The 20,095-nt window shown below is 58.3% G+C and carries 11 protein-coding genes; 10 read left to right on the forward strand and 1 reads right to left on the reverse strand.

All coding sequences use genetic code 11. From position 1 onward, the window contains the following. Positions 1–295 precede the first annotated feature (295 nt). The 8 genes from glnE (at position 296) to AO242_RS03680 (ending at position 10,491) form a co-directional block, all read left to right on the forward strand. Positions 296–3,253: a bifunctional [glutamate--ammonia ligase]-adenylyl-L-tyrosine phosphorylase/[glutamate--ammonia-ligase] adenylyltransferase gene (glnE, locus tag AO242_RS03645; protein ID WP_099267718.1), complete on the forward strand. Its 2,958-nt coding sequence runs from the start codon at positions 296–298 to the stop codon at positions 3,251–3,253. Between the two features lie 262 nt (positions 3,254–3,515). Next, positions 3,516–4,550, forward strand: coding sequence for a lipopolysaccharide heptosyltransferase II (gene waaF / locus AO242_RS03650; RefSeq protein ID WP_099267719.1), 1,035 nt, complete (start codon positions 3,516–3,518; stop codon positions 4,548–4,550). Further along, positions 4,551–5,618, forward strand: a complete 1,068-nt coding sequence (gene waaC, locus AO242_RS03655; protein ID WP_099267720.1) for a lipopolysaccharide heptosyltransferase I — start codon at positions 4,551–4,553, stop codon at positions 5,616–5,618. After that, positions 5,618–6,742: a glycosyltransferase family 4 protein gene (locus AO242_RS03660; RefSeq protein WP_099267721.1), complete on the forward strand. Its 1,125-nt coding sequence runs from the start codon at positions 5,618–5,620 to the stop codon at positions 6,740–6,742. The genes waaC and AO242_RS03660 overlap by 1 nt, the downstream gene beginning before the upstream one ends. Next, positions 6,739–7,545, forward strand: a complete 807-nt coding sequence (gene rfaP / locus AO242_RS03665) for a lipopolysaccharide core heptose(I) kinase RfaP (protein WP_099267722.1) — start codon at positions 6,739–6,741, stop codon at positions 7,543–7,545. Before AO242_RS03660 ends, rfaP begins: the two co-directional genes overlap by 4 nt. Then, complete coding sequence (locus AO242_RS03670; RefSeq protein ID WP_099267723.1) at positions 7,545–8,279, forward strand: lipopolysaccharide kinase InaA family protein; 735 nt, start codon at positions 7,545–7,547, stop codon at positions 8,277–8,279. Before rfaP ends, AO242_RS03670 begins: the two co-directional genes overlap by 1 nt. Then, complete coding sequence (locus AO242_RS03675) at positions 8,276–9,055, forward strand: lipopolysaccharide kinase InaA family protein (RefSeq protein WP_099267724.1); 780 nt, start codon at positions 8,276–8,278, stop codon at positions 9,053–9,055. Before AO242_RS03670 ends, AO242_RS03675 begins: the two co-directional genes overlap by 4 nt. Continuing rightward, complete coding sequence (locus tag AO242_RS03680) at positions 9,055–10,491, forward strand: lipopolysaccharide kinase InaA family protein (RefSeq protein ID WP_099267725.1); 1,437 nt, start codon at positions 9,055–9,057, stop codon at positions 10,489–10,491. Before AO242_RS03675 ends, AO242_RS03680 begins: the two co-directional genes overlap by 1 nt. 230 nt (positions 10,492–10,721) lie before the next feature. Here AO242_RS03680 and AO242_RS03685 read toward each other — a convergent pair whose 3' ends face one another. Further along, positions 10,722–16,877 carry a membrane-targeted effector domain-containing toxin gene (locus tag AO242_RS03685; protein WP_099267726.1) on the reverse strand — a complete coding sequence of 2,052 codons (6,156 nt, stop codon included), beginning with the start codon at positions 16,875–16,877 and terminating at the stop codon, positions 10,722–10,724. 252 nt (positions 16,878–17,129) lie between these two features. Between AO242_RS03685 and tssI the strand changes: the two genes are divergently transcribed. Both tssI and AO242_RS03695 read left to right on the forward strand, forming a co-directional pair. After that, a complete protein-coding gene (gene tssI, locus AO242_RS03690) occupies positions 17,130–19,145 on the forward strand; it encodes a type VI secretion system tip protein TssI/VgrG (protein WP_099267727.1) in 2,016 nt (671 codons plus the stop codon). Next, positions 19,142–20,026, forward strand: coding sequence for a DUF4123 domain-containing protein (locus AO242_RS03695; protein ID WP_099267728.1), 885 nt, complete (start codon positions 19,142–19,144; stop codon positions 20,024–20,026). The genes tssI and AO242_RS03695 overlap by 4 nt, the downstream gene beginning before the upstream one ends. Positions 20,027–20,095 lie beyond the last annotated feature (69 nt).

The raw sequence follows: 20,095 nt of genomic DNA on the forward strand, positions 1-20,095 counted from the left end.
GACCGGCGGTTGTTCCGGCGGCGTGTAGTTTTACTACAAATCGTCGGCTATTTCAGCCTTTCGAACTGTAGGGGCAGTAGTAAAGCTACAGGGAAGCGTATAAAAGGTTCGTCATGTGTTGTGGGATAAAACGTTCCTGTTGGTTGAAAACAAACATAAGCGAATCAAATCAGATGCTGGCTGCTACAAAATTAACTATCCCAGCAATTTATGACTTTTGTTCGACAGTCCTGTCAGTCGCTCGCAGGTTTTTTGCGCGCTACACAGCGCTTCGCACGCCGATCTAGGATAGACCATGAGCCTACCTTCGCTGGCCGATATTCCGGCCATCCTGCTGCCTTTAGTCTCTCGTGCGCAACAGACGTTTCGCACATCCCTTGCTGCTTCGTCGGACGGTGCTTCGACATCTTTCGACGCCTGGCCTGAATCTCGTCGCGCAGCGTTCGATCGGGTTTGCGCGGCCAGTGACTTCGTCACCGAGCAGGTCTGTCGTGACCCTCATCTGCTGCTGGACCTCGCGGAATCCGGCGAGCTGGAGCGCAGTTTCGCTCCCGGTGAGCTGCGCGGGCAGCTTGCGGCAGCGGTGGCCGAAGCCGTCAGCGAGGACGAACTGGGGCGTAATCTACGTCGCCAGCGTGCGCGGCAGCAAGTGCGGATTATCTGGCGCGACCTGACCCGGCAGGCCGATCTGGTGGAAACCTGTCGCGATCTGTCCGACATGGCTGATGGCTGCATCGACCTGGCTTACCAATGGTTGTACGAGCGCCATTGCCAGCAGTTCGGCACGCCCACCGGTCGGCGCAGCGGCGAAGCGCAGCAGATGGTCATTCTGGGCATGGGCAAGCTGGGCGCGGTGGAACTGAACCTTTCGTCGGACATCGACCTGATCTTCGCTTATCCGGACGGCGGCGAGACGGTGGGGGTCAAGCGCCCACTGGATAACCAGGAGTTTTTCATCCGCCTGGGGCAGCGTTTGATCAAGGCGCTGGACCCGATAACCGTCGACGGCTTCGTGTTCCGCGTTGACATGCGCCTGCGGCCTTACGGTTCATCCGGGGCCTTGGTGCTGAGCTTCAATGCGCTGGAGCAGTATTACCAGGATCAGGGCCGCGACTGGGAACGCTACGCGATGATCAAGGCCCGTGTCGTGGGCGGCGATCAGGCGGCGGGCGAGCAGTTACTGGACATGCTGCGGCCGTTCGTCTATCGCCGCTATCTGGATTTTTCGGCCATTGAAGCGCTGCGCACCATGAAGCAGCTGATTCAGCAGGAGGTGCGCCGTAAAGGCATGGCGGAAAACATCAAGCTCGGCGCAGGCGGCATTCGCGAAGTCGAGTTCATCGCCCAGGCGTTCCAGTTGATTCATGGTGGACGAGACCTGAGCCTGCAACAGCGCCCGCTGCTTAAAGTGCTGCGCACGCTGGAAGGGCAGGGCTACTTGCCTACTGCGGTCATCGACGAATTGCGCCAGGGCTATGAATTCCTGCGTTATACCGAGCACGCCATCCAGGCCATTGCCGACCGACAGACGCAAATGCTGCCTGAGGACGAAAAGGATCAGGCCCGAATCGCCTTTATGCTGGGTTTTGCCGATTGGAAGAGCTTCCACGAGCGGTTGATGCACTGGCGCGGGCGGGTTTCGTGGCATTTCCGTCAGGTCATCGCGGACCCGGATTCTGATCCGGACGACGAACAGCAGGAAGAAGCCGAGGTCGTGGTCGGTGTGGAATGGCTGCCGTTGTGGGAAGAGTCCCAGGACGAAGACGCCGCCTGCCGCCAGTTGCTGTCAGGCGGGTTCGTTGATGCAGATAAAGCGCTGAAAAACCTCAACGATTTGCGCAACAGCTCCCAGTTGCGCTCCATGCAGCGTCTTGGTCGTGAGCGACTGGATGCGTTTATTCCGCGTTTACTGGCGCAGGCGGTCGAGCACGACAATCCGGATCTGGTGCTTGAGCGTGTACTGCCGTTGGTTGAAGCCGTCGCCCGGCGTTCTGCGTATCTGGTGCTGCTCACTGAAAACCCTGATGCACTGCGCCAGTTATTGACGCTGTGCGCCGCCAGCCCTTGGATTGCCGAGCAAATTGCGCGCTTCCCGTTGCTGCTTGATGAGTTGCTCAACGAGGGCAGACTGTTCAACCCGCCCCAGGCTCTGGAGCTGGCTGCGGAGTTGCGTGAGCGTCTGACCCGAATCCCCGAAGATGATCTTGAACAGCAGATGGAGGCCTTGCGTCACTTCAAGCTGGCGCACCGTTTGCGCGTGGCAGCATCGGAAATCACCGGCAGTCTGCCTTTAATGAAAGTCAGCGATTACCTGACCTGGCTGGCAGAAGCGATTCTTGAACAGGTGCTGGCGCTGGCGTGGCGGCATACGGTTGCGCGCCACGGAACTCCGTCGCGGCCGGATGGCAGCTTGTGTGATCCGGGCTTTGTGATCGTCGGCTACGGCAAGGTCGGTGGCATCGAGCTGGGTCATGGTTCGGACCTTGATCTGGTGTTCATCCATGATGGCGACTTGCAGGCTGAAACCGATGGCGCGAAACCGATTGATAGCGCGCAGTTCTTTACGCGTCTGGGGCAGCGGATTATTCACTTGCTGACCGCGCAAACCAACTCCGGTCAGCTTTATGAAGTAGACATGCGCCTGCGCCCGTCTGGCGCATCGGGGCTGTTGGTCAGTTCGCTCGGGGCTTTTGCCCGCTATCAAGAAAATGAAGCATGGACGTGGGAGCATCAGGCTCTGGTCCGCGCACGGGTGCTGGTGGGCAGCCGTGAAGTGGGGCAGGCATTTGAAGGCGTGCGCGCGTCGGTGCTGGGGCGCGAACGGGATTTGTCGAAGCTGCAGCAGGAGGTCAGCGAGATGCGCGCCAAGATGCGTGGCAGCCTCGGCACCAAGGCTACAGCGGCTGGTACGGCGGCGAATGCCTTTCTGGCGACGGTGCCCTTCGACCTCAAGCAGGATGCCGGTGGTATCGTCGATATCGAATTTATGGTGCAATACGCGGCCTTGGCGTGGTCCCGGGAACATCCGGCACTGCTGCGTTACACCGATAACATTCGTATTCTTGAAGGGCTGGAAGAGGCCGGGTTGATACCGGCCAGCGACGCCAGCCTGCTACGCGAGGTCTACAAGATCTACCGCTCGGCCGCTCACCGTCAGGCCTTGCAGAACCAGGCCGGTGTCGTGCCGGGGGATCAGTTTGAAACTCAGCGGCGCGAAGTGATGCGGGTCTGGGGGGAGATGGGGTTGAGTTGATCTGAGGCCCCACGGGTTAGCGTTCATCTTGAGTTGGCGGTGATCCTGTGGGAGCGAATTCATTCGCGAAGAGGGCGGTACATCCGATAGAGATTTGGCGTTCGATGCGCCGCTTTCGCGAATGAATTCGCTCCCACAGTGCCTCAACTGCTCTTACGGTAAAGGCACTATATAAAGCTATGACAGGGAGGCGTCGGGTTGTGTGGGAACGTCACGCAAGCCGATCGGCCTCCCTGATCGTTTCTGTCGTTTTGGATGAAACATGAGAATTCTGATCGTTGGGCCCAGCTGGGTAGGCGACATGGTAATGGCGCAAACGCTGTTCCAGTGCCTTAAACAGCGCCACCCTGAATGCGACATCGATGTCCTGGCCCCGGAATGGAGCCGACCGATTCTGGAGCGTATGCCTGAAGTGCGCGCGGCCCTTAGCTTTCCGCTGGGTCACGGTGCGCTGGAACTGGCCACGCGTCGCAGGATTGGCAAGTCCCTGGCGGGGCAATACGATCAGGCGATTCTGCTGCCCAATTCTCTGAAGTCCGCATTGGTGCCGTTTTTTGCTGGCATCCCCAAGCGGACTGGCTGGCGTGGTGAGTTTCGTTACGGCCTGCTCAACGACGTGCGCACGCTCGACAAAGAGCGGTATCCGCTGATGATCGAGCGTTTCATGGCGCTGGCGTATGAACCCGGTGCCGAGCTGCCGCGTCCGTACCCAAAACCAGACCTGCGCATTGACCTCACCACCCGCGATGCAGCGTTGGCCAAGTTTGGCCTGAGCCTGGATCGGCCGGTGCTGGCGTTATGTCCGGGAGCCGAGTTCGGCGAGTCCAAGCGCTGGCCTGCCGAGCATTACGCGAAAGTGGCTGAAACGAAGATTCGCGAAGGCTGGCAAGTCTGGCTGTTCGGTTCGAAGAAAGATCATCCGGTGGGCGAAAGCATTCGTGAACGGCTGATTCCTGGCCTGCGCGAAGAGTCGGTCAACCTCAGCGGCGATACTTCGCTGGCTGAGGCGATTGATCTGTTGTCGTGCGCTGATGCCGTGGTGTCCAACGACTCGGGCCTGATGCACGTCGCGGCAGCGCTGAATCGCCCGCTGGTGGCGGTTTACGGTTCGACATCGCCGGGCTTCACGCCGCCGCTGGCCGATCAGGTGGAAGTTGTGCGTCTGGGGCTGGAATGCAGCCCTTGCTTTGATCGTACCTGCCGGTTTGGCCACTACAATTGCATGCGCCTGCTGGAGCCGGATTCCGTGGTGCAGGCGCTGGGTAATCTGGGTGCCACACCGGTGGAGGTCGCCTGATTGCGGGTCTTGCTGATCAAAACTTCGTCGCTGGGCGATGTGATTCACGCGTTGCCAGCACTGACTGATGCTGCTCGGGCTGTGCCGGGTATCCAGTTTGACTGGGTGGTGGAGGAAGGCTTCGCCGAGATCCCGACCTGGCACCCGGCCGTTGGCAATGTGATTCCGGTCGCGATCCGGCGCTGGCGCAAGAATCTCTGGCAGACGTTCAAGACCGGCGAGTGGCGGCGCTTCAAACAACGTTTGCGCGATACCCATTACGACCTGGTGATTGACGCTCAGGGTTTGCTGAAAAGTGCCTGGCTGACCCGCTATGTCAGCGCACCCGTGGCCGGACTGGACAAGGACTCGGCCCGCGAGCCCCTCGCCAGCCGTTTCTACGATCAGGCGTATCCAGTCGCGCGTGGGCAACATGCGGTTGAGCGTCTGCGGCAACTGTTCGGGCAAGCGTTGGGTTACGCGGTGCCTGCCGGGCTGGGTGATTACGGTCTCGACCGTGGTCGTCTGCTGGGTGCAGACGACAATACGCCGCCATTCGTTCTATTTCTGCATGGCACCACTTGGGACACTAAGCACTGGCCCGAGCTGTACTGGCGGCAGTTGGCCGAACGCATGGGCGCGCAGGGCCTGCAAGTGCGCTTGCCGTGGGGTAACCCGAGCGAAAAAGCCCGCGCCGAGCGCATCGCCGAAGGTCTGGAACATGCAGCCGTGCTACCGAAGCTGAATCTGGCAGGTGTCGCTCAGGTGCTGGCCAGTGCGCAAGCCTGTGTCGCGGTGGACACGGGTATTGGTCATTTGGCCGCAGCGCTGGATGTGCCGACGGTTTCCCTGTTTGGCCCAACCAATCCTGGGCTGACCGGTGCTTACGGCAAGTCGCAGGTTCATCTGGCGGGCGACTACCCGGCGTGTGCGCCGTGCCTGCAAAAGAAATGTACGTATCAACCGACCGATGAAGACCGCCGTCAGTTCGATACAAAACGCGAGTGGCCGATGTGCTTCACTCGTTTGAATCCCGAGCGGGTAGCGAGCCAATTGGGTTCGCTGTTGCTGGCAAAGGAGCCCGGCTGATGCAACTGGCTTTTGTACTGTATAAATACTTCCCGTTTGGCGGGCTGCAACGCGACTTCATGCGCATCGCTCTGGAGTGCCAGCAGCGTGGGCATCAGATCCGGGTTTACACCCTGATCTGGGAAGGCGAAGTGCCGCCGGGCTTCGAAGTGCTGGTGGCGCCGGTCAAAGCGTTCTTCAACCATCGCCGCAATGAAAAGCTCAGCGCCTGGATGGAAGCGGACTTGGCTAAGCGCCCGGTAGACCGTCTGATCGGCTTCAACAAAATGCCAGGCCTGGACGTGTATTACGCCGCCGACGGCTGCTTTGAAGACAAAGCGCAGACGTTGCGTCACTCGCTGTATCGCCAATGGGGCCGCTATCGCCATTTCGCCGAGTACGAGCGAGCGGTGTTCGCCAAAGACGCGAAGACTCAGGTGCTGATGATTTCCGAAGTCCAGCAGCCGCTGTTCATCAAATATTACGACACGCCCTTGTCGCGCTTTCATCTGTTGCCGCCGGGCATTGCTCAGGATCGTCGCGCACCTGCAGATGCGCCGCAGATTCGTGCTGATTTTCGCAAGGAATTCGGGTTGGCTGACGACGACTTGTTGCTGGTGCAGATCGGCTCCGGTTTCAAGACCAAGGGCGTGGACCGCAGCCTGAAAGCGCTCGCCGCGCTGCCACCCGAACTTAAAAAACGCACCCGACTGTTTGTAATCGGCCAGGACGACCCCAAAGTATTCCAGCTGCAAAGCGCGACGCTGGGCTTGGGCGATCACGTCACCTTCATGAAGGGGCGCAGCGATATCCCGCGTTTCCTGATGGGGGCCGATATCCTGATTCATCCGGCGTACAACGAAAACACCGGCACCGTGCTGCTTGAAGCACTGGTGGCGGGGCTGCCTGTATTGGTCAGCGCGGTGTGTGGCTATGCTCATTACATCGCCGAAGCCGACAGCGGTCTGGTGCTGGATGAGCCGTTCGAACAGACACAGCTCAACGAATACCTGGCGAACATGCTGGCCGACGACACTGCGCGCGCCAACTGGAGCCGCAATGGTCTGGCCTTCGCTGATACAGCCGATCTTTACAGCATGCCGCAGCACGCGGCCGATGTGATTCTGGCGGAGCACTACGCATGAAGTTGTTCCTCGCTGAACCGTTCAAGACCCTTTGGGAAGGCCGCGACGCCTTCGCCGAAGTCGAGCGTCTGGACGGTCAGGTCTATCGCGAACTCGAAGGTCGGCGCACCTTGCGCACCGAAGTCGATGGTCGCGGTTACTTCGTCAAGATTCACCGCGGCATTGGCTGGGGCGAAATCGGCAAGAACCTGCTCACCGCCAAACTGCCCGTGCTGGGTGCAGGCATGGAGTGGAAAGCCATTGCCCGCCTGAAAGAAGTGGGCGTACCGACCATGACCGCCGTGGCTTACGGCGAGCGGGGCAACAACCCGGCGGCGCAGCATTCATTTATAGTCACCGAAGAGCTGGCACCCACCGAAAGCCTGGAGGATGTCAGCATCAACTGGCGAAACGAGCCGCCAGAGCCACGCCTCAAGCGCGCTTTCATTGCCGAAGTGGCGCGGTTGGTGGGCATGATGCATCGCGCGGGTGTCAACCATCGTGACTGTTACATCTGCCACTTCCTGTTGCACACCGACAAGCCGGTCACGGCCGATGATTTCCGCCTCTCGGTGATCGACCTGCATCGCGCCCAGACCCGCCGGGCGATTACCCCGCGCTGGCGCAACAAGGATCTGGCCGCACTGTATTTTTCGGCACTGGATATCGGCCTGACGCGTCGCGACAAGTTGCGCTTTCTCAAAGGCTACTTCCAGCAACCGTTGCGCCAGATTCTGGCGCAAGAAGCGAGGCTGCTGCGCTGGCTTGAGGTCAAAGCCGACAAGCTTTATGAGCGTAAAGTCCGCTACGGGGACGCGCTCTGATGGCGGGTTGGAATCTGGAGCCGGCCTACGCGTCCTTGAGTGACGACTTTGGCAGCCTTGACGCGGTGTTTGCGTTGGAAGGCGAACGACTGACCCGGGACCCGTTGTCGGAAGTGATCAAGGTTCAGCGCGATGGCGTTAACTATTACGTCAAACGCTATGTGGGCGCCGGTAAAGGCTTGCGTCGCTATCTGGGTAAGCCGCGGGTCAAATCCGAGTGGCAGAACCTCAAGCGTTTTGCCAAATGGGGCATTCCTACTGCCGAGGTGGTCGCCTGGGGGCTTGAGCGTCGCGGCACTGCTTACGATCGCGGGGCTTTGATTACCCGCGAATTGCCCAGTACCGAAGACTTGTCTGCCGTGGCAAAGCGTGAGGACCCACGCCTGTCTGACAGGTCGTGGGTGGATACAGTCAGCCGTCAGGTGGCCCGCTATACGCGTGCCATGCATGACCAGAACTTTACCCACAACGACCTGAAGTGGCGCAACCTGTTGGTCGACGATCAAGCCACGGTATTCTTGATCGATTGTCCCAATGGAGCATTCTGGACAAGCTTCATGTTGCGGTATCGAATTACCAAGGATCTGGCGTGTCTGGATAAGCTGGGCAAATACCATCTGTCCAACACACAGCGTCTGCGCTTCTATTTGCAGTATCGACAGCGCACGCGGCTGAACGCGTCCGACAAGAAACGTATCCGCCATGTTGTCAGTTTCTTTGAGGGGCGCGAATGACTGATTTTATTGCACCCAGCGAGCGCCCGTTGCTTGAACGCCATGGCCTGGCTGATTTCGACTCGCTTTGGGAGGTCCAGCTCGATGCTGTCGATGAGCCCAATACCGGTCGCGGCGGCTGGAGCAGCGTGTTCCGCATGGAGCTTGAAGGCACGGGCTTCTACCTCAAGCGCCAGAGCAACTACCTGACTCGCACCTTGCACCATCCGCTTGGCGAGCCGTCGTTTTCCCGCGAGTTTCGTAACATCAGCCGCTACCAGAAGTTGGGTATTCCGGCGTTGCAGGCGGTGTTTTACGGCGAGCAGCGCGTCAATGGCGAGCGCCGTGCAATCCTCATGACGCGGGCGCTGGATGGCTGGACTGATCTGGATACGCTGCTGCAGCATTGGCCCGAGATGGAGAGCCAGCAACAGTCTGCGATTCTGCAATCCTGCGGTGATTTGGCGCGCACGCTGCACGCGGCCCGACAGATACACGGTTGCTTCTATCCCAAGCATATTTTCATGCGGGCCAAGGCGGGCTTTTATCGCGCGCAGTTGATTGATCTGGAGAAGACCCGGCCTTTGCTGCTTGGTATGCGTGACCGGATCAAGGACCTTGAGCCACTGTTGCGTCGGGCGCCGATGTGGAGCAGTGCGCAGGTGCGGGAGCTGCTGGCGGCTTATCTGCAAGCGGGGCTCGAGAGCCCGCAGGTCGAGGATTTGTATGTGCGGCTCGGTGAGCGCGGCACTCACAAGCGCGCTGCACGGCGCAGCGAACACGAAGAGATCCGTTAATGCGTTTGTCTGAACTCAAAGAGGCCGGACGTACGCCCGTCTTGCCGATCAATCTGTCATTGGCGGATGCGGCCGGTCCTGCTGAATTGCAATTATTGACGTTGCTGCGGGTTCTGCCCGGTCAGCGTTATGTCGGTGCGGGCGTATGGCGTGGCCGGCCAGTGTTGGCCAAATTACTGGTTGGCCCAAAAGCCCCACGGCATTTTCAGCGCGAGCTGGAAGGCGTGCGTTCACTGGCTGCGCAAGGCATGACCACGCCGTTGTTGCTGGCTGACGGCTTGCAGGACGGCGAGGGCGGCTGGCTGCTTTTCGAGTTTCTCGAACAGGCCCGCAGCCTGGGCGATGCGTGGCTTGAGGTGGAAGATCAGACGCCGTTTAGCGACGCGCAGCAGGACGTGTTGGGCGAGGCGTTGTCGGCCATCGCTCAGTTGCACCTCAAAGGGCTGTGGCAGGAAGACCTGCATCTGGACAACCTTTTGCGCTGCAACGGCAAGTTGTACTTGATCGATGGCGCGGGGATTCGTGTTGAAGAAGCGGGCAAACCGCTGTCCCGGCAAAAAGTGCTGGAAAACCTCGGCGTGTTTTTCGCTCAGTTGCCCAAGTCTCTGGAACCCTTCACCGAAGAGTTGCTGGTGCATTACCTGTTGAGCAATGGCGAACATGGTCTGCCCATGGAAGCGTTGCAGAAGCAGATCGACAAGGTGCGTGCCTGGCGCTTGAAGGATTACCTGGACAAGGCCGGTCGCGATTGCAGCCTGTTCAGTGTGATCGACGAGCCGTCGCAACTGCGCGCGATTCGCCGGGAAGAAGAGCCTGCAATGTTGCCCGTGCTGGCTAACGCTGATGCGCTGCTGGATCAGGGCCACATGTACAAGACTGGCGGTGCAGCCAGTGTCGCCCGGGTCGAAGTCGATGGTCGTGCACTGGTGATCAAGCGCTACAACATCAAGGACCTTGCCCACTGGTTCAAGCGCTTCTGGCGCCCGAGCCGTGCCTGGCATTCCTGGCGTGAAGGCAATCGGCTGATGTTCCTCGGCATCGCCACGCCCAAGCCGCTGGCGTTGCTGGAAACACGCTTTTTCGGTCTGCGGAACAAGGCGTATCTGGTTACCGAGTTTTTGCCGGGGCCGGATATCATCGAGCGCTTTGCGCCTTACGTAACGTCGGGGGATGCGCCGGAAAGCGAACTGATAGCGCTGGATCAGCTCTTCGGGCAGTTGGTGCGCGAGCGCATCAGCCATGGTGATCTGAAAGGCCATAACGTGTTCTGGCATCAGGATCGCTGGGCGTTGATCGATCTGGACGCCATGTGCCAGCACACCTCGCAGGCCTCGTTCGCGACCGCCTTCGCCCGTGACCGCGCCCGCTTCATGCGCAACTGGCCCGCCGACAGCGCGCTGCACCAATTGCTGGAGCAGCGGTTGCCGAAGGTTTAGTTATTTTGGGTGCAGGGCGCTGCGTTGGAGCGAGGCTTGCCCGCGAAGAGCTAAAGCGCGGTGTTACTGATACACCGTGGCGACTGATTCGCGGGCAAGCCTCGCTCCAACGGGAATAACCCGGGTTTATACGTGCGGTGCTTGCTCGCGATTCAGGTGCTGCGGTTTGTCAGACACACCGCATCATCGTTCATCGCGGGCAAGCCCCGCTCCCACAAGGTAATCGCGTCTTACGCAACTCGCGTCAGGTTGATTTCCTCCAGACCTACTATCAGCGCATCCATGTCTGCGTAAGGTTTCAGATTGACCGAGGTCCAGGTGGCTCGCTCCACATAAACCTGTCCCTGGGCGTTGACCTTCACCGGCGTGCGATGAATAGTATTGTCCCGTGCGCGATGGACGATGACGGGCAGGCTGTTTTCACTCTCTTCGACGAAAAACATCCCGGGCCTGATCAGTCTTTCCTCGACAGGTAACGATTGCGCAGGTCGGACGGCAACTGCGGGTTTGAAGGTTTCCATCTCTACCCGAAAATCACTTTTGATGAAGCTCTGTTGACTGCTCAAGGTATCGGTCACCTTCTCTCCAGGGTCTATTGAGATGCCTCGAGCCTGAGCGGGCTTTACATCGATTACTCGTACGCCGATGCCGCCTTCCAGTTCGGCGAGTCCCGGGACGATTTTTTCGAAGGTATTGGCATGGCTGTTACCGACCAGTGCAATCCACTTGTGGGTGCCCATGACTTCTTGATGTTTGCGCACAGTGCGTGAAGCGAAGTGGCTGAACATCTGTTGACGAGTGGTCGGCGCCAGGTTTTCCAGGTCTTTGAGGTAGTAGCTGGCGGTGCAGTCCAGAGCCCTGATTTCCAGGCCCTGACCACGCGCTCTGGTGATCAGCTTTTCAAAGGTGTAAACGCCGTCGACATCGGTGTGATGACCTCGGTCCATCCTTTTCAAGTCATGGAGCAAGCTTTTGCTCATGTAGCCGGTGTCGACGAAACGATCCAGGTCTGCCTGATGGACGTCGCTGAGCAGGTGCTCGATGTAGAGTGTTTTTACCTCTTGTCTGGACAGTAACGGCAAGTTGTCAATGATCAACTTCTTGCTGGCAATGGAGGAATGAGCCTCTCCAATGACCACTCCATCGGCATATTGATAAAGGTCTTCGAGAAAATCGCCATGGCTTATGCCCGGCGCAACGGCTGGCATGGTTGGACGAGCTGGCAACTCCTTGACGATGATGGTCCGGGCGTCCTTCTGCAATGCGTGGCGCAGATTGAAGAATTGATCACTGACCACCGCGTGTTGTTTATTGACGCTGAAATAACGCGAGTCCAGGCCGCGGCTCTCGAAATTGATCAATTCATGCAGGGTGTCACGTGCTTCTGCGGGCAATGAATACGCGGGGTCTCGCAAGGACAGTTGCAGGGCCGTAGGCGGCGTTTCGGCGGGCCAATGTTGCACGTCGACAGGTTGCCAGCCGTTGGCATCATTCCATTGAAAACCTGGCTTGCCCGTGTAAGGGTTATCGAGTTCGACTCTGAATTTTCCGTGCATCTGCTGATAAAGCGCGTCATCCAGACGGCTGGGCGGCAGGTGCGGCAGGGCTGTTGCGAGGCTTGATGCGCCTTGATCCTGAATCAGCGGGTTGGCCATTTCGATCCGGAAATCGGACTTGCCAAACGCATTGCCGGTTTCTTCAATCTCCCGGCTGATAACGGTCGGTCGACCGAGGGGCACTTCGCGTACGCGTACGCTGATCGCGCCTTGCAGCTCGGCGATGCCAGGGACTTGTTGATACGTATTGGCAAACTTCTGGTCGAGTAACGCCACCCAGCGGCGTGATGGATGAGAGGTAACGTCGGCGCTAATAACTGTATGTGCGAAGAAGTTGCTCATTTTTTGTTCAGTCGCAAGGTCGCCCGCTGCGATTGCCACCGGATTATTGAGCAGTGGGTAGCTGACCGAAGAGCTGATCGGTCGAACTTCCAGACCGTGGCGGTGCGCGGTCTTTATCAAGTGATAGTAGTCATATTCCTTGCTGCGGTTTCTCAGTGCGCCGCTGTTGAGTTCTTCCAGCCAGAATTTCAGGTCACTTGAGCCTGACTTGCTTCTGGCCCCCAGTTTTCGGTATTTCTCCAGTTTGTACATATGCAGGTCGGTAAACAGATGCGGGATGTACAAAACCTTCACGTCCTGTTCCGCCAGCGCAGCCATGTTCTCAATGAGCAGACGCTTGCTGGCGAGGGACCTTGGGGCCTCGCTGATAACCATCGCGTTGCTGTTTTCGAAGATTTTCCTGATCAGCCCGGTGGGTTCGGCGTTCACGTCCAGGAGTGGTAACACCGGGCGTGGTGCCGGAACGGCCGACGTAAAAAATGTCTGCGCATCAAGGTAGAGTTTTTCTCGTTGGGCAGAGAATTTGGAGCGTACCTCCCTGAAAACAGCGTTGAAATAGTCTTCAAGATCCAGCCCCAGCGTGTCCACCGTGTTACTGGTACTACTGAGAATGCTGAAATGTGGGCGTAATTGCAGTGGCAGTTCATAGGGCACGACCGCACTGGTAATCGGATCCGCGGTTGTCGCGGTTTCACTCACCAGCGGCCTGAATGTATCGTCCATCCCGCCACGCAGATTGTGTCGTTGCAGGAGTTGCCATTTGCCCTGCGCATCCAGTTGTACCGGACGCCTGCCGAAAAAGGCGAACGGGTTTTGCGGGTCGATGATGTTCCAGCAGCGCGCTCCCGCATCGAAGTGGACCTCGAAGACCTGGGTGCCGAGTTCGATGTAATACTTGTTATTGATCAGGCTGACGCCATTGGCGTGTCCGGACGACAACGGGATCGTATCTTTCAGTGAAATGTTCACGGCGACCCCCTGTTTTATGCCATCTGCGTTCAGGACGGTCGACTGGCCGACAGGCTGGCCCAGGGGGCGCCATGCACCGTCCAGGTCGCGCCGGGCGAACTCTCCGGTCGGTTGTGGGGCTTTGGACAGATCGCTGTTCAAGTGGTACACCGACGCATGGCCATTTGCGTTTGGCTTGCTGCGCCAGAAGGTCTCCCCCTCGAGGTGCACGGGATGCAGGTCAGCCTGGCTGGGGGCGCGCGTGACGTTTTTCGCGGCCGGAAGTACCGACGCGTGTTTGCCGTTGTGCCCGAGTTGGCGCAATGCACCGAAGCCTTTCATGCCGGCTGACAAATCCCCGGCCGCGCCCAGGCTGTTGAACAGTGAGCTGAGAATGTAGGCGCTGGCGGTTTCCCGGTCGCCATTGGCGAAGGCTTGCAGGGCTTTCATGCTGTCGCGCAGGGAAAGCAGTGCGCCGACCGCAAAGCTGGCCGGCGGGAAGGGCAGTGTTACCACTGTGGCGACCAGCTCGAATGTTATCCAGGCCAGTTTCGCCAGCATATCGCTGCGGCCAGTGGTCGTGTCTTCGACATCGCGCAGTTGGCGCTCGAGGGGGCGATTGAAGCAGAGATCCTGGAAGTCGTTCACCGCATCCCGCGGTATGACCGGCGGTTTACTCTCACCGCCCTCTTTCATGTCGCGCAGGAAGAGCGACAGTTTGCGGCGTGCATCGATCCGGCAGCGGTCTTTGTAGTAATCGATCATGCCGGGGCTGGAGAGCGAGCTTTTAAAGTCGCTCAACAGGCGGAACTCCAGACCATCCGGTGCCTCCGGTGTGTAGAGCATTGCCGCTTGCGTCGCGTCGGCGGATGACAACAGATAACAGCCCTGGACGGTTTCAACCTGAATCAGCTCGACCCTTCCAGGTGAAACAGCGTTATAGAGATCGTTCACGACTTCGCCCACCTTGGCGATATCGGTGCCTATCAGCGGGTTTTCCAGGCGCAGTTGTAAGGTGTGCAGCGGATAGAGGCGGCGCGCCTGGCTGTCGGTCTGGTGCAGATGGTTCATGGATAGCCGGAGCCACTGATACTGCCGTAAGTCGAGCTGACCTTTGAGGTAGCCACGTAACGCAGCTGCTTTCATTTGCAGCACAGTAATCTGCAGGCTGCTGCGTCGGCGATGGTCGTAACCGGGAGAAGCAGGATCGAGCAGGGTGTCCCTGACCAGCTTGATGTAATCGTCGCTGAGCCATTTGCCATGCACCGAGCGTGCGACTTTTTGCGGCGTCAGTGGCGTCAGGTCGATATGCGATGGGCCACTGAACGTTGCTTCGGCGTCGGCGCTGCTTTTGATAAGGCCTAAGGTGTCGTCATAACCGTTGCGCAACATCTGGGTGTAGCTCAGTACTTCGCGTTGGGAGGTGATGATGATCTGGTCCGGATCGACGCTGCCTTCAGCCAAACCCAGCAATTCGCTGATTTTCTTGCTGGCGCGCTGATGAACGTAGTCTTCGAAATCCTGCGCCTTGGTGGGTGGCTTTGCGTGGAAGTTTTCGGTAGCGCCTGCTATCGCGTCTTCCAGAGCCAGTAGCTCTTGTCGTTCAGATGGACTGGCGCGCATGTACCAGTCCGGCGTTCGTTGCGCCTGATCGGCGGCCGCCACTCGCACATGCTGGCGCACGAACTGCCCAAGGGCCTGATTGTAGTGGCTGCGAGTGATGAGCTGAACGTAGTTGGCGGGTGGGGAGGGCTTGAGACGTAGGGCGGCGAAGCGCTTCTCTAGATTTTCCCGGCTGGACGCTGGCACCTGTTTAAGCAAATAACGGCTCATTTCAGGCGATGTGGTCCAACTGACCAGTTCGTGGGTGAGTTGAGTCTGGTTGTCGAAGGCTTGAAAGCGTTGTGCCCTCGGCGCATCGGCAGCGAACATGATCAGCCGCTCAAGGCGTCCCTGGGCGTCGTTTTTACGAAAAATCAGCATGCCGCCCAGAATGTCGCCGTCATCAAGCTTGATCTGCTGGACTTGCAGGTTGGGTGTGGTCTGCCCCGTTGCGTCAGCCTCGATCTGCTCAATGATCGCGAAATCGTCTGCCAGGATATGCGCCTGCATCTTTGCCGCGTAGGCCAGGGCGGTTACCTGCTTGCGTGTGATGTCGCGCATCAGTTGCTGATTGTGCTCAGTGGCGTAGGCCGTACGTTGGTACTCGCGAAATACAGTGCCCAGATTCAGGTCGTCGACCAGCTTCGCTACGTAAGTGTGGGTCAGCAGTGGATGGCTCGTTTGCATCAGCGTGCCGTTCAGACGGAAGGTGCTCAGCGTCTGGAATGCCGAACTGGCGTCCGTATCTCCGGGGTGCAGCCCGTACAGTGCCATTTCCAGCAGCGAGCGCCGGGTCGTATAAAGTTCGCCGGTGATTGCCAGTCGGCGTTGCGTCGTGATCATGATCTGCTCGGGTTCCAGATCGTAGCCAAGGTCGGCAGCGATGCGAGCGCGCAGCCTTATTCTGGCGAAGGACTCATGGGAAGTTGCGCCACCCAGGGCGCTGAGCAATGCCGTACGGCTCTGTTCGTAATGGTTCAGACGTTGCTGATATTGATCGAGGTCGCCCTGGCTGGCGACCTTGATCCAGTGGGGCAGATTCCTGCGCTGCTGGCGTTCCCAGTAAGCCATTTCGCGTTGTGCAAGCATGGCTCCAGGGCCAAGCAGCCCCTGCATGTCCATGGCCGCCGCGATTCTTGCAGAGACGGTTTGATTGTCGGTTGCTTTTGTATCAAGACAGGCATGACGCACATCGTTGCGTTGCTTGTGGAGTTGGCGCTCGAACGCATAGGCAAAGGGGCTGCCGGTAACAGGTTGCAGTTGCAGGTCGGCGGCGGTGAAGGGCTCCAGATAGAGGCCTGGATCCTGGGTGATCGTCTCCAGTAATTGCTGGTCGCGCTGCTGGGCATTGTTGAACAGCGCATGACGCAACACATCATTGTTGAGCCACTGAACAAGCGTTGTGCCAAAGACGGTGCGGCTTGGGAAACCTTCCGTCCCCAGGCCGGGCAATACCAGCAAGGTCAGGCCTGTGATTGAAATGAACACCAGCGCGCCAGCGATCTCAATGGTTGTCTTGTCATTGAGTTGCACATGCAGCGTGAACGTCTCCAGAGAACGGCCGATCTGTTTACTGACCGTTGGCAGGGGTAAGCAGGCAGCATATTGCGGGTCCAGATGGCGCTCGTGGTTTTTGACGATCACCTCGTTGCGCAGTGCCTGCTCCATTCCCTCAATGAACAGAACTTTACGAACGGGACCTTTGGCGCTGGGGGCTTGCCAGAAATCGTCGAGCTGTTCGAGCAGCGCAGCCGCCTTGGTTTCTTTGGCCGAGTCGTCCTGCCCGCCAAGCGTTTCAATGATTGCTGCGCTGGCTTTGGGCAAGGACTTGAGCTCCTCGGCGAACGTTATGTCCAGGGCGCTGAGTCGATATAAAGCGCCAGCTGCCAGTGGCAGGGTCTCTGCTGGTATAGGGGGGAGCGGAGTGAGTTGTTGCATAAGGGTCAATAATCCTGAATGACTGAGTGGTGTAAAAGAGCGGCCCGGAGGAGGTACCGCTTTGAGCTCAATCAATCAGGAGTGGGGTGGGTGGGGGTGTTAGATAGTTAGTGGCAGGCTCGGTCGTCGAGGTGCAGGGCGTTGGGATTGCATTTGCAGAAACGTCCCACAGATCAAACGACTTAAGCCTGACTGACACTTTTATCGCTTAGGAGCAAAGTCCCGCCTTTTACTCAGGCCAAGGACTTGCCCATGTTCAACCCCGCCAATCGCGCCTCGTTCACGCTGGAAATTGCCGGGCTTGAGCATGACTTTCGAGTGCTGGCCTTTACCGCAAAGGAATCCATCAGCCGTCCGTTCAGTGTGCGGATTGAGCTGGTCAGCGAACGCGCCGATCTCAAGCTGGAAGACCTGCTGCACCGCCTGGCATTTCTGAGGTTCGACGCCGACGGTAATGGCCTTCACGGGCAGATCGGCGAAATCGCTCAGGGTGATTCCGGCAAGCGCTTTACCCACTATTTCATTCATCTGGTGCCCAGCCTCAAGCGTCTGGAATACCGCAGTAATCATCGGATCTTTCAGGGCAAGACGGTTCCGGAAATCATTGCGCTGGTCCTCAAGGATCACGCCATTTTCAGCAATGGGTTTGCGTTCAGGTTGCGAGAGCCCTGCAAACCCCGCGATTACTGCACCCAGTATCAGGAAACCGACCTGCATTTTGTGCGCAGGCTGTGTGAAGAAGAGGGCATCCACTTTCACTTTCAGCACAGCCCTGACGAGCATTTGCTGGTGTTTGCAGACGACCCTATTCAGTTGCCGGTACTCAAGCCTGCGGTTGCGTATGTACAGAGCAGCGGTCAGGTTGCGGAAACTTCGGTTATCAACAGATTCAACGTGCGACTCGCCACGCGCTCGGGCAAGGCCAGCCATCAGACCTATCACTTTCAGTTGCCTCAGGTGGATCTGCTCAGCAGTGCGGGCGGCGATGGTCGTAAGGAGTTGGAGGATTATCAGTATCCGGCGTCTTTCACGGATTTCAGCGTCGGTACGCGTCAGGCGCAAAAGGCACTTGAGCGAAACCGCAGCGACGTTCAACTGGCCAGTGGTAACAGCGATCAGAGCGCTTTGCTTAGCGGGCATCTGTTTGAGCTGACACATCCCAATCCGGCGTGGAGCCAGCAGTGGTTATTAACCTCGGTGTTCCATGAAGGCAAACAGCCGCAGGTGCTGGAGGAATCCATGCCTCGGGCATCGGGAGCGTTTACTCAAGGCTATCGCAACCGTTTTGAAGCCATCCCCGGGAAGGTGCCGTTTCGTCCACCGCTTAGACACCGTAAACCAAGGGTCTTAGGCAGCCAGCACGCCGTGGTGACTGGTCCGCAGGGCGAAGAGATTTACTGCGACGAGTACGGTCGGGTGAAGGTCAAGTTTTTCTGGGATCGTGAAGGCAAACGTAACGAGCATTCCAGCTGCTGGCTGCGGGTCGCTACCGGTTGGGCGCATGAGCAATATGGAGCGGTGATGATTCCTCGAGTCGGCATGGAAGTGATCGTGGGTTACTTCGACGCCGATCCGGACCAGCCCTACGTGCAGGCCTGTCTGCCCAATGCCGGTACGCGAACACCGCTGAACCTGCCTGTGCAGAACACCCAGACCGTGCTCAAGACCCAGAGCAGCCCAGGCGGCGCAGGCTTCAACGAACTGCGCATTGAAGACCGCAAAGGTGCCGAGTCCATTTCCATTCGCGCTCAACGCAACTGGTCTGAGCATGTGCTGAACGATCAGTCGATCCAGGTGGATAATCAGCGCCAGGTCAAGGTCACCGGGCTTTCCAGTCACGAGCTGCATGGCGAAGAACACCACCTCACCCATGGGGCACGCAAAACCCAGGTGCTGGCCGATGACTCGTTGACGGTGGTCGGTAATCAGCACATCAGCGCCGCGAGTCATCTGGTCAGTGCGGCCACACAAGTGCATCTGCACTCAAAAGTAGATGTAGTGATCAATGCGGGGCTCAACGCAACGATCAAGGCAGGTGGGCACTGGATAAGTATCAGTCCGGCGGGGATTTTCAGCAGTGTGCCTATTCAACTTGGCGGTGTTCCAGTGTCGGGAATGCCCGCGGTTCCTGGTTTGCCTGCGGCGTTGATACCCCAAGTGGCGTTGCCCGCGAATCCATCCTTGATTCCAGATGTACAACTCAATGCTATCGAACGAGGTGTCTCGTTTTGCCAAGTGTGTGCTGACGCCAGGAAGGAATTGTCATGAACGGCGAGCACTCTGTGCAATCTTCCCTGCCTGACGATTTCCCCTGGGGCCAGACGGTCGGGCTTCTGCTTGATGCCATTCAGGTCAAAAACCTTCTTCAGCGCCTGTATCAATGGAATCCGGAACCGAGAGTGAGCGTGCTTTATCACGAGACCCGGTGGGCTGAAATCAGTCGGCTTTCACCGTGTCTGGTGCGCTTGCATGATGCTGATGATCCGGTTCTTTTGCAGTTTATGGCTCACACTCAGGAGTTGTGGGGGTATCTGCTGGTCAGTGATGGTTCGTGGGATGAGCTGTTGGCTCATGTGCGCTGGCTGACCTGTTTCAAGCCGCCCCAAGGCGAAGACATGTATTTACGCATCTCTGACCCCGCAGTGGCGCATGCGTTATTTGCAGCAGAGCGTAATCCGGGACCGGATCTTTTTGGCCCCTGCCAGGAGATTATCGTCAGCAACGCCGCCCGTGATGGATGGACACAACTCAAACGTCCCGGCGACAAGTACATCCCGCAGTACGACAAACCCTTTATGGCAAGTGACGCGCAATGGGCTGCTCTGAAAGGCGTGGCTTTTGACAAATCCATGGGCGAGCTTTATCAGCACATGCAGCGCTTTTTCCCCGATTACCGGGCAGAACTGACCTCTGAACAGCGCCTGAAACACATCCATCAACTTGCTCACTCTGCCATCAAAAGAGGTTTTGAGACCGAGCAGGAAATCTGGTTGTACGCCAACGTTTTCGGTTTTCTGGGGGATGACGTGCTGGAGCAGCACCCGGACATTGCTGAGTTGCTGACCGTGCGTTCGAAGCTGAGCACGCTGGAGCGTGTTGATCGCGCTGCGACGATGGCGGCAGAGATTGCTGGAGCGGGAAACTTGTAGGGGGTGGGGCACCGAGGTTGTGAGGTTAGCGATGGGGGGCATACAGACCGCCATCGCTGTCTCGCGTTG

It is taken from the genome of Pseudomonas sp. ICMP 561, assembly GCF_002699985.1.
In the GTDB taxonomy this organism is placed as follows: Bacteria; Pseudomonadota; Gammaproteobacteria; order Pseudomonadales; family Pseudomonadaceae; genus Aquipseudomonas; species Aquipseudomonas quasicaspiana.

Excerpts from the sequence above, each read along its gene's own strand:
- glnE (WP_099267718.1), top strand. The coding sequence starts at position 296 with ATGAGCCTACCTTCGCTGGCCGATATTCCGGCCATCCTGCTGCCTTTA.
- waaF (WP_099267719.1), top strand. The coding sequence starts at position 3,516 with ATGAGAATTCTGATCGTTGGGCCCAGCTGGGTAGGCGACATGGTAATG.
- AO242_RS03660 (WP_099267721.1), top strand. The coding sequence starts at position 5,618 with ATGCAACTGGCTTTTGTACTGTATAAATACTTCCCGTTTGGCGGGCTG.
- rfaP (WP_099267722.1), top strand. The coding sequence starts at position 6,739 with ATGAAGTTGTTCCTCGCTGAACCGTTCAAGACCCTTTGGGAAGGCCGC.
- AO242_RS03670 (WP_099267723.1), top strand. The coding sequence starts at position 7,545 with ATGGCGGGTTGGAATCTGGAGCCGGCCTACGCGTCCTTGAGTGACGAC.
- AO242_RS03675 (WP_099267724.1), top strand. The coding sequence starts at position 8,276 with ATGACTGATTTTATTGCACCCAGCGAGCGCCCGTTGCTTGAACGCCAT.
- AO242_RS03680 (WP_099267725.1), top strand. The coding sequence starts at position 9,055 with ATGCGTTTGTCTGAACTCAAAGAGGCCGGACGTACGCCCGTCTTGCCG.
- AO242_RS03685 (WP_099267726.1), bottom strand. The coding sequence starts at position 16,877 with ATGCAACAACTCACTCCGCTCCCCCCTATACCAGCAGAGACCCTGCCA.
- tssI (WP_099267727.1), top strand. The coding sequence starts at position 17,130 with ATGTTCAACCCCGCCAATCGCGCCTCGTTCACGCTGGAAATTGCCGGG.
- AO242_RS03695 (WP_099267728.1), top strand. The coding sequence starts at position 19,142 with ATGAACGGCGAGCACTCTGTGCAATCTTCCCTGCCTGACGATTTCCCC.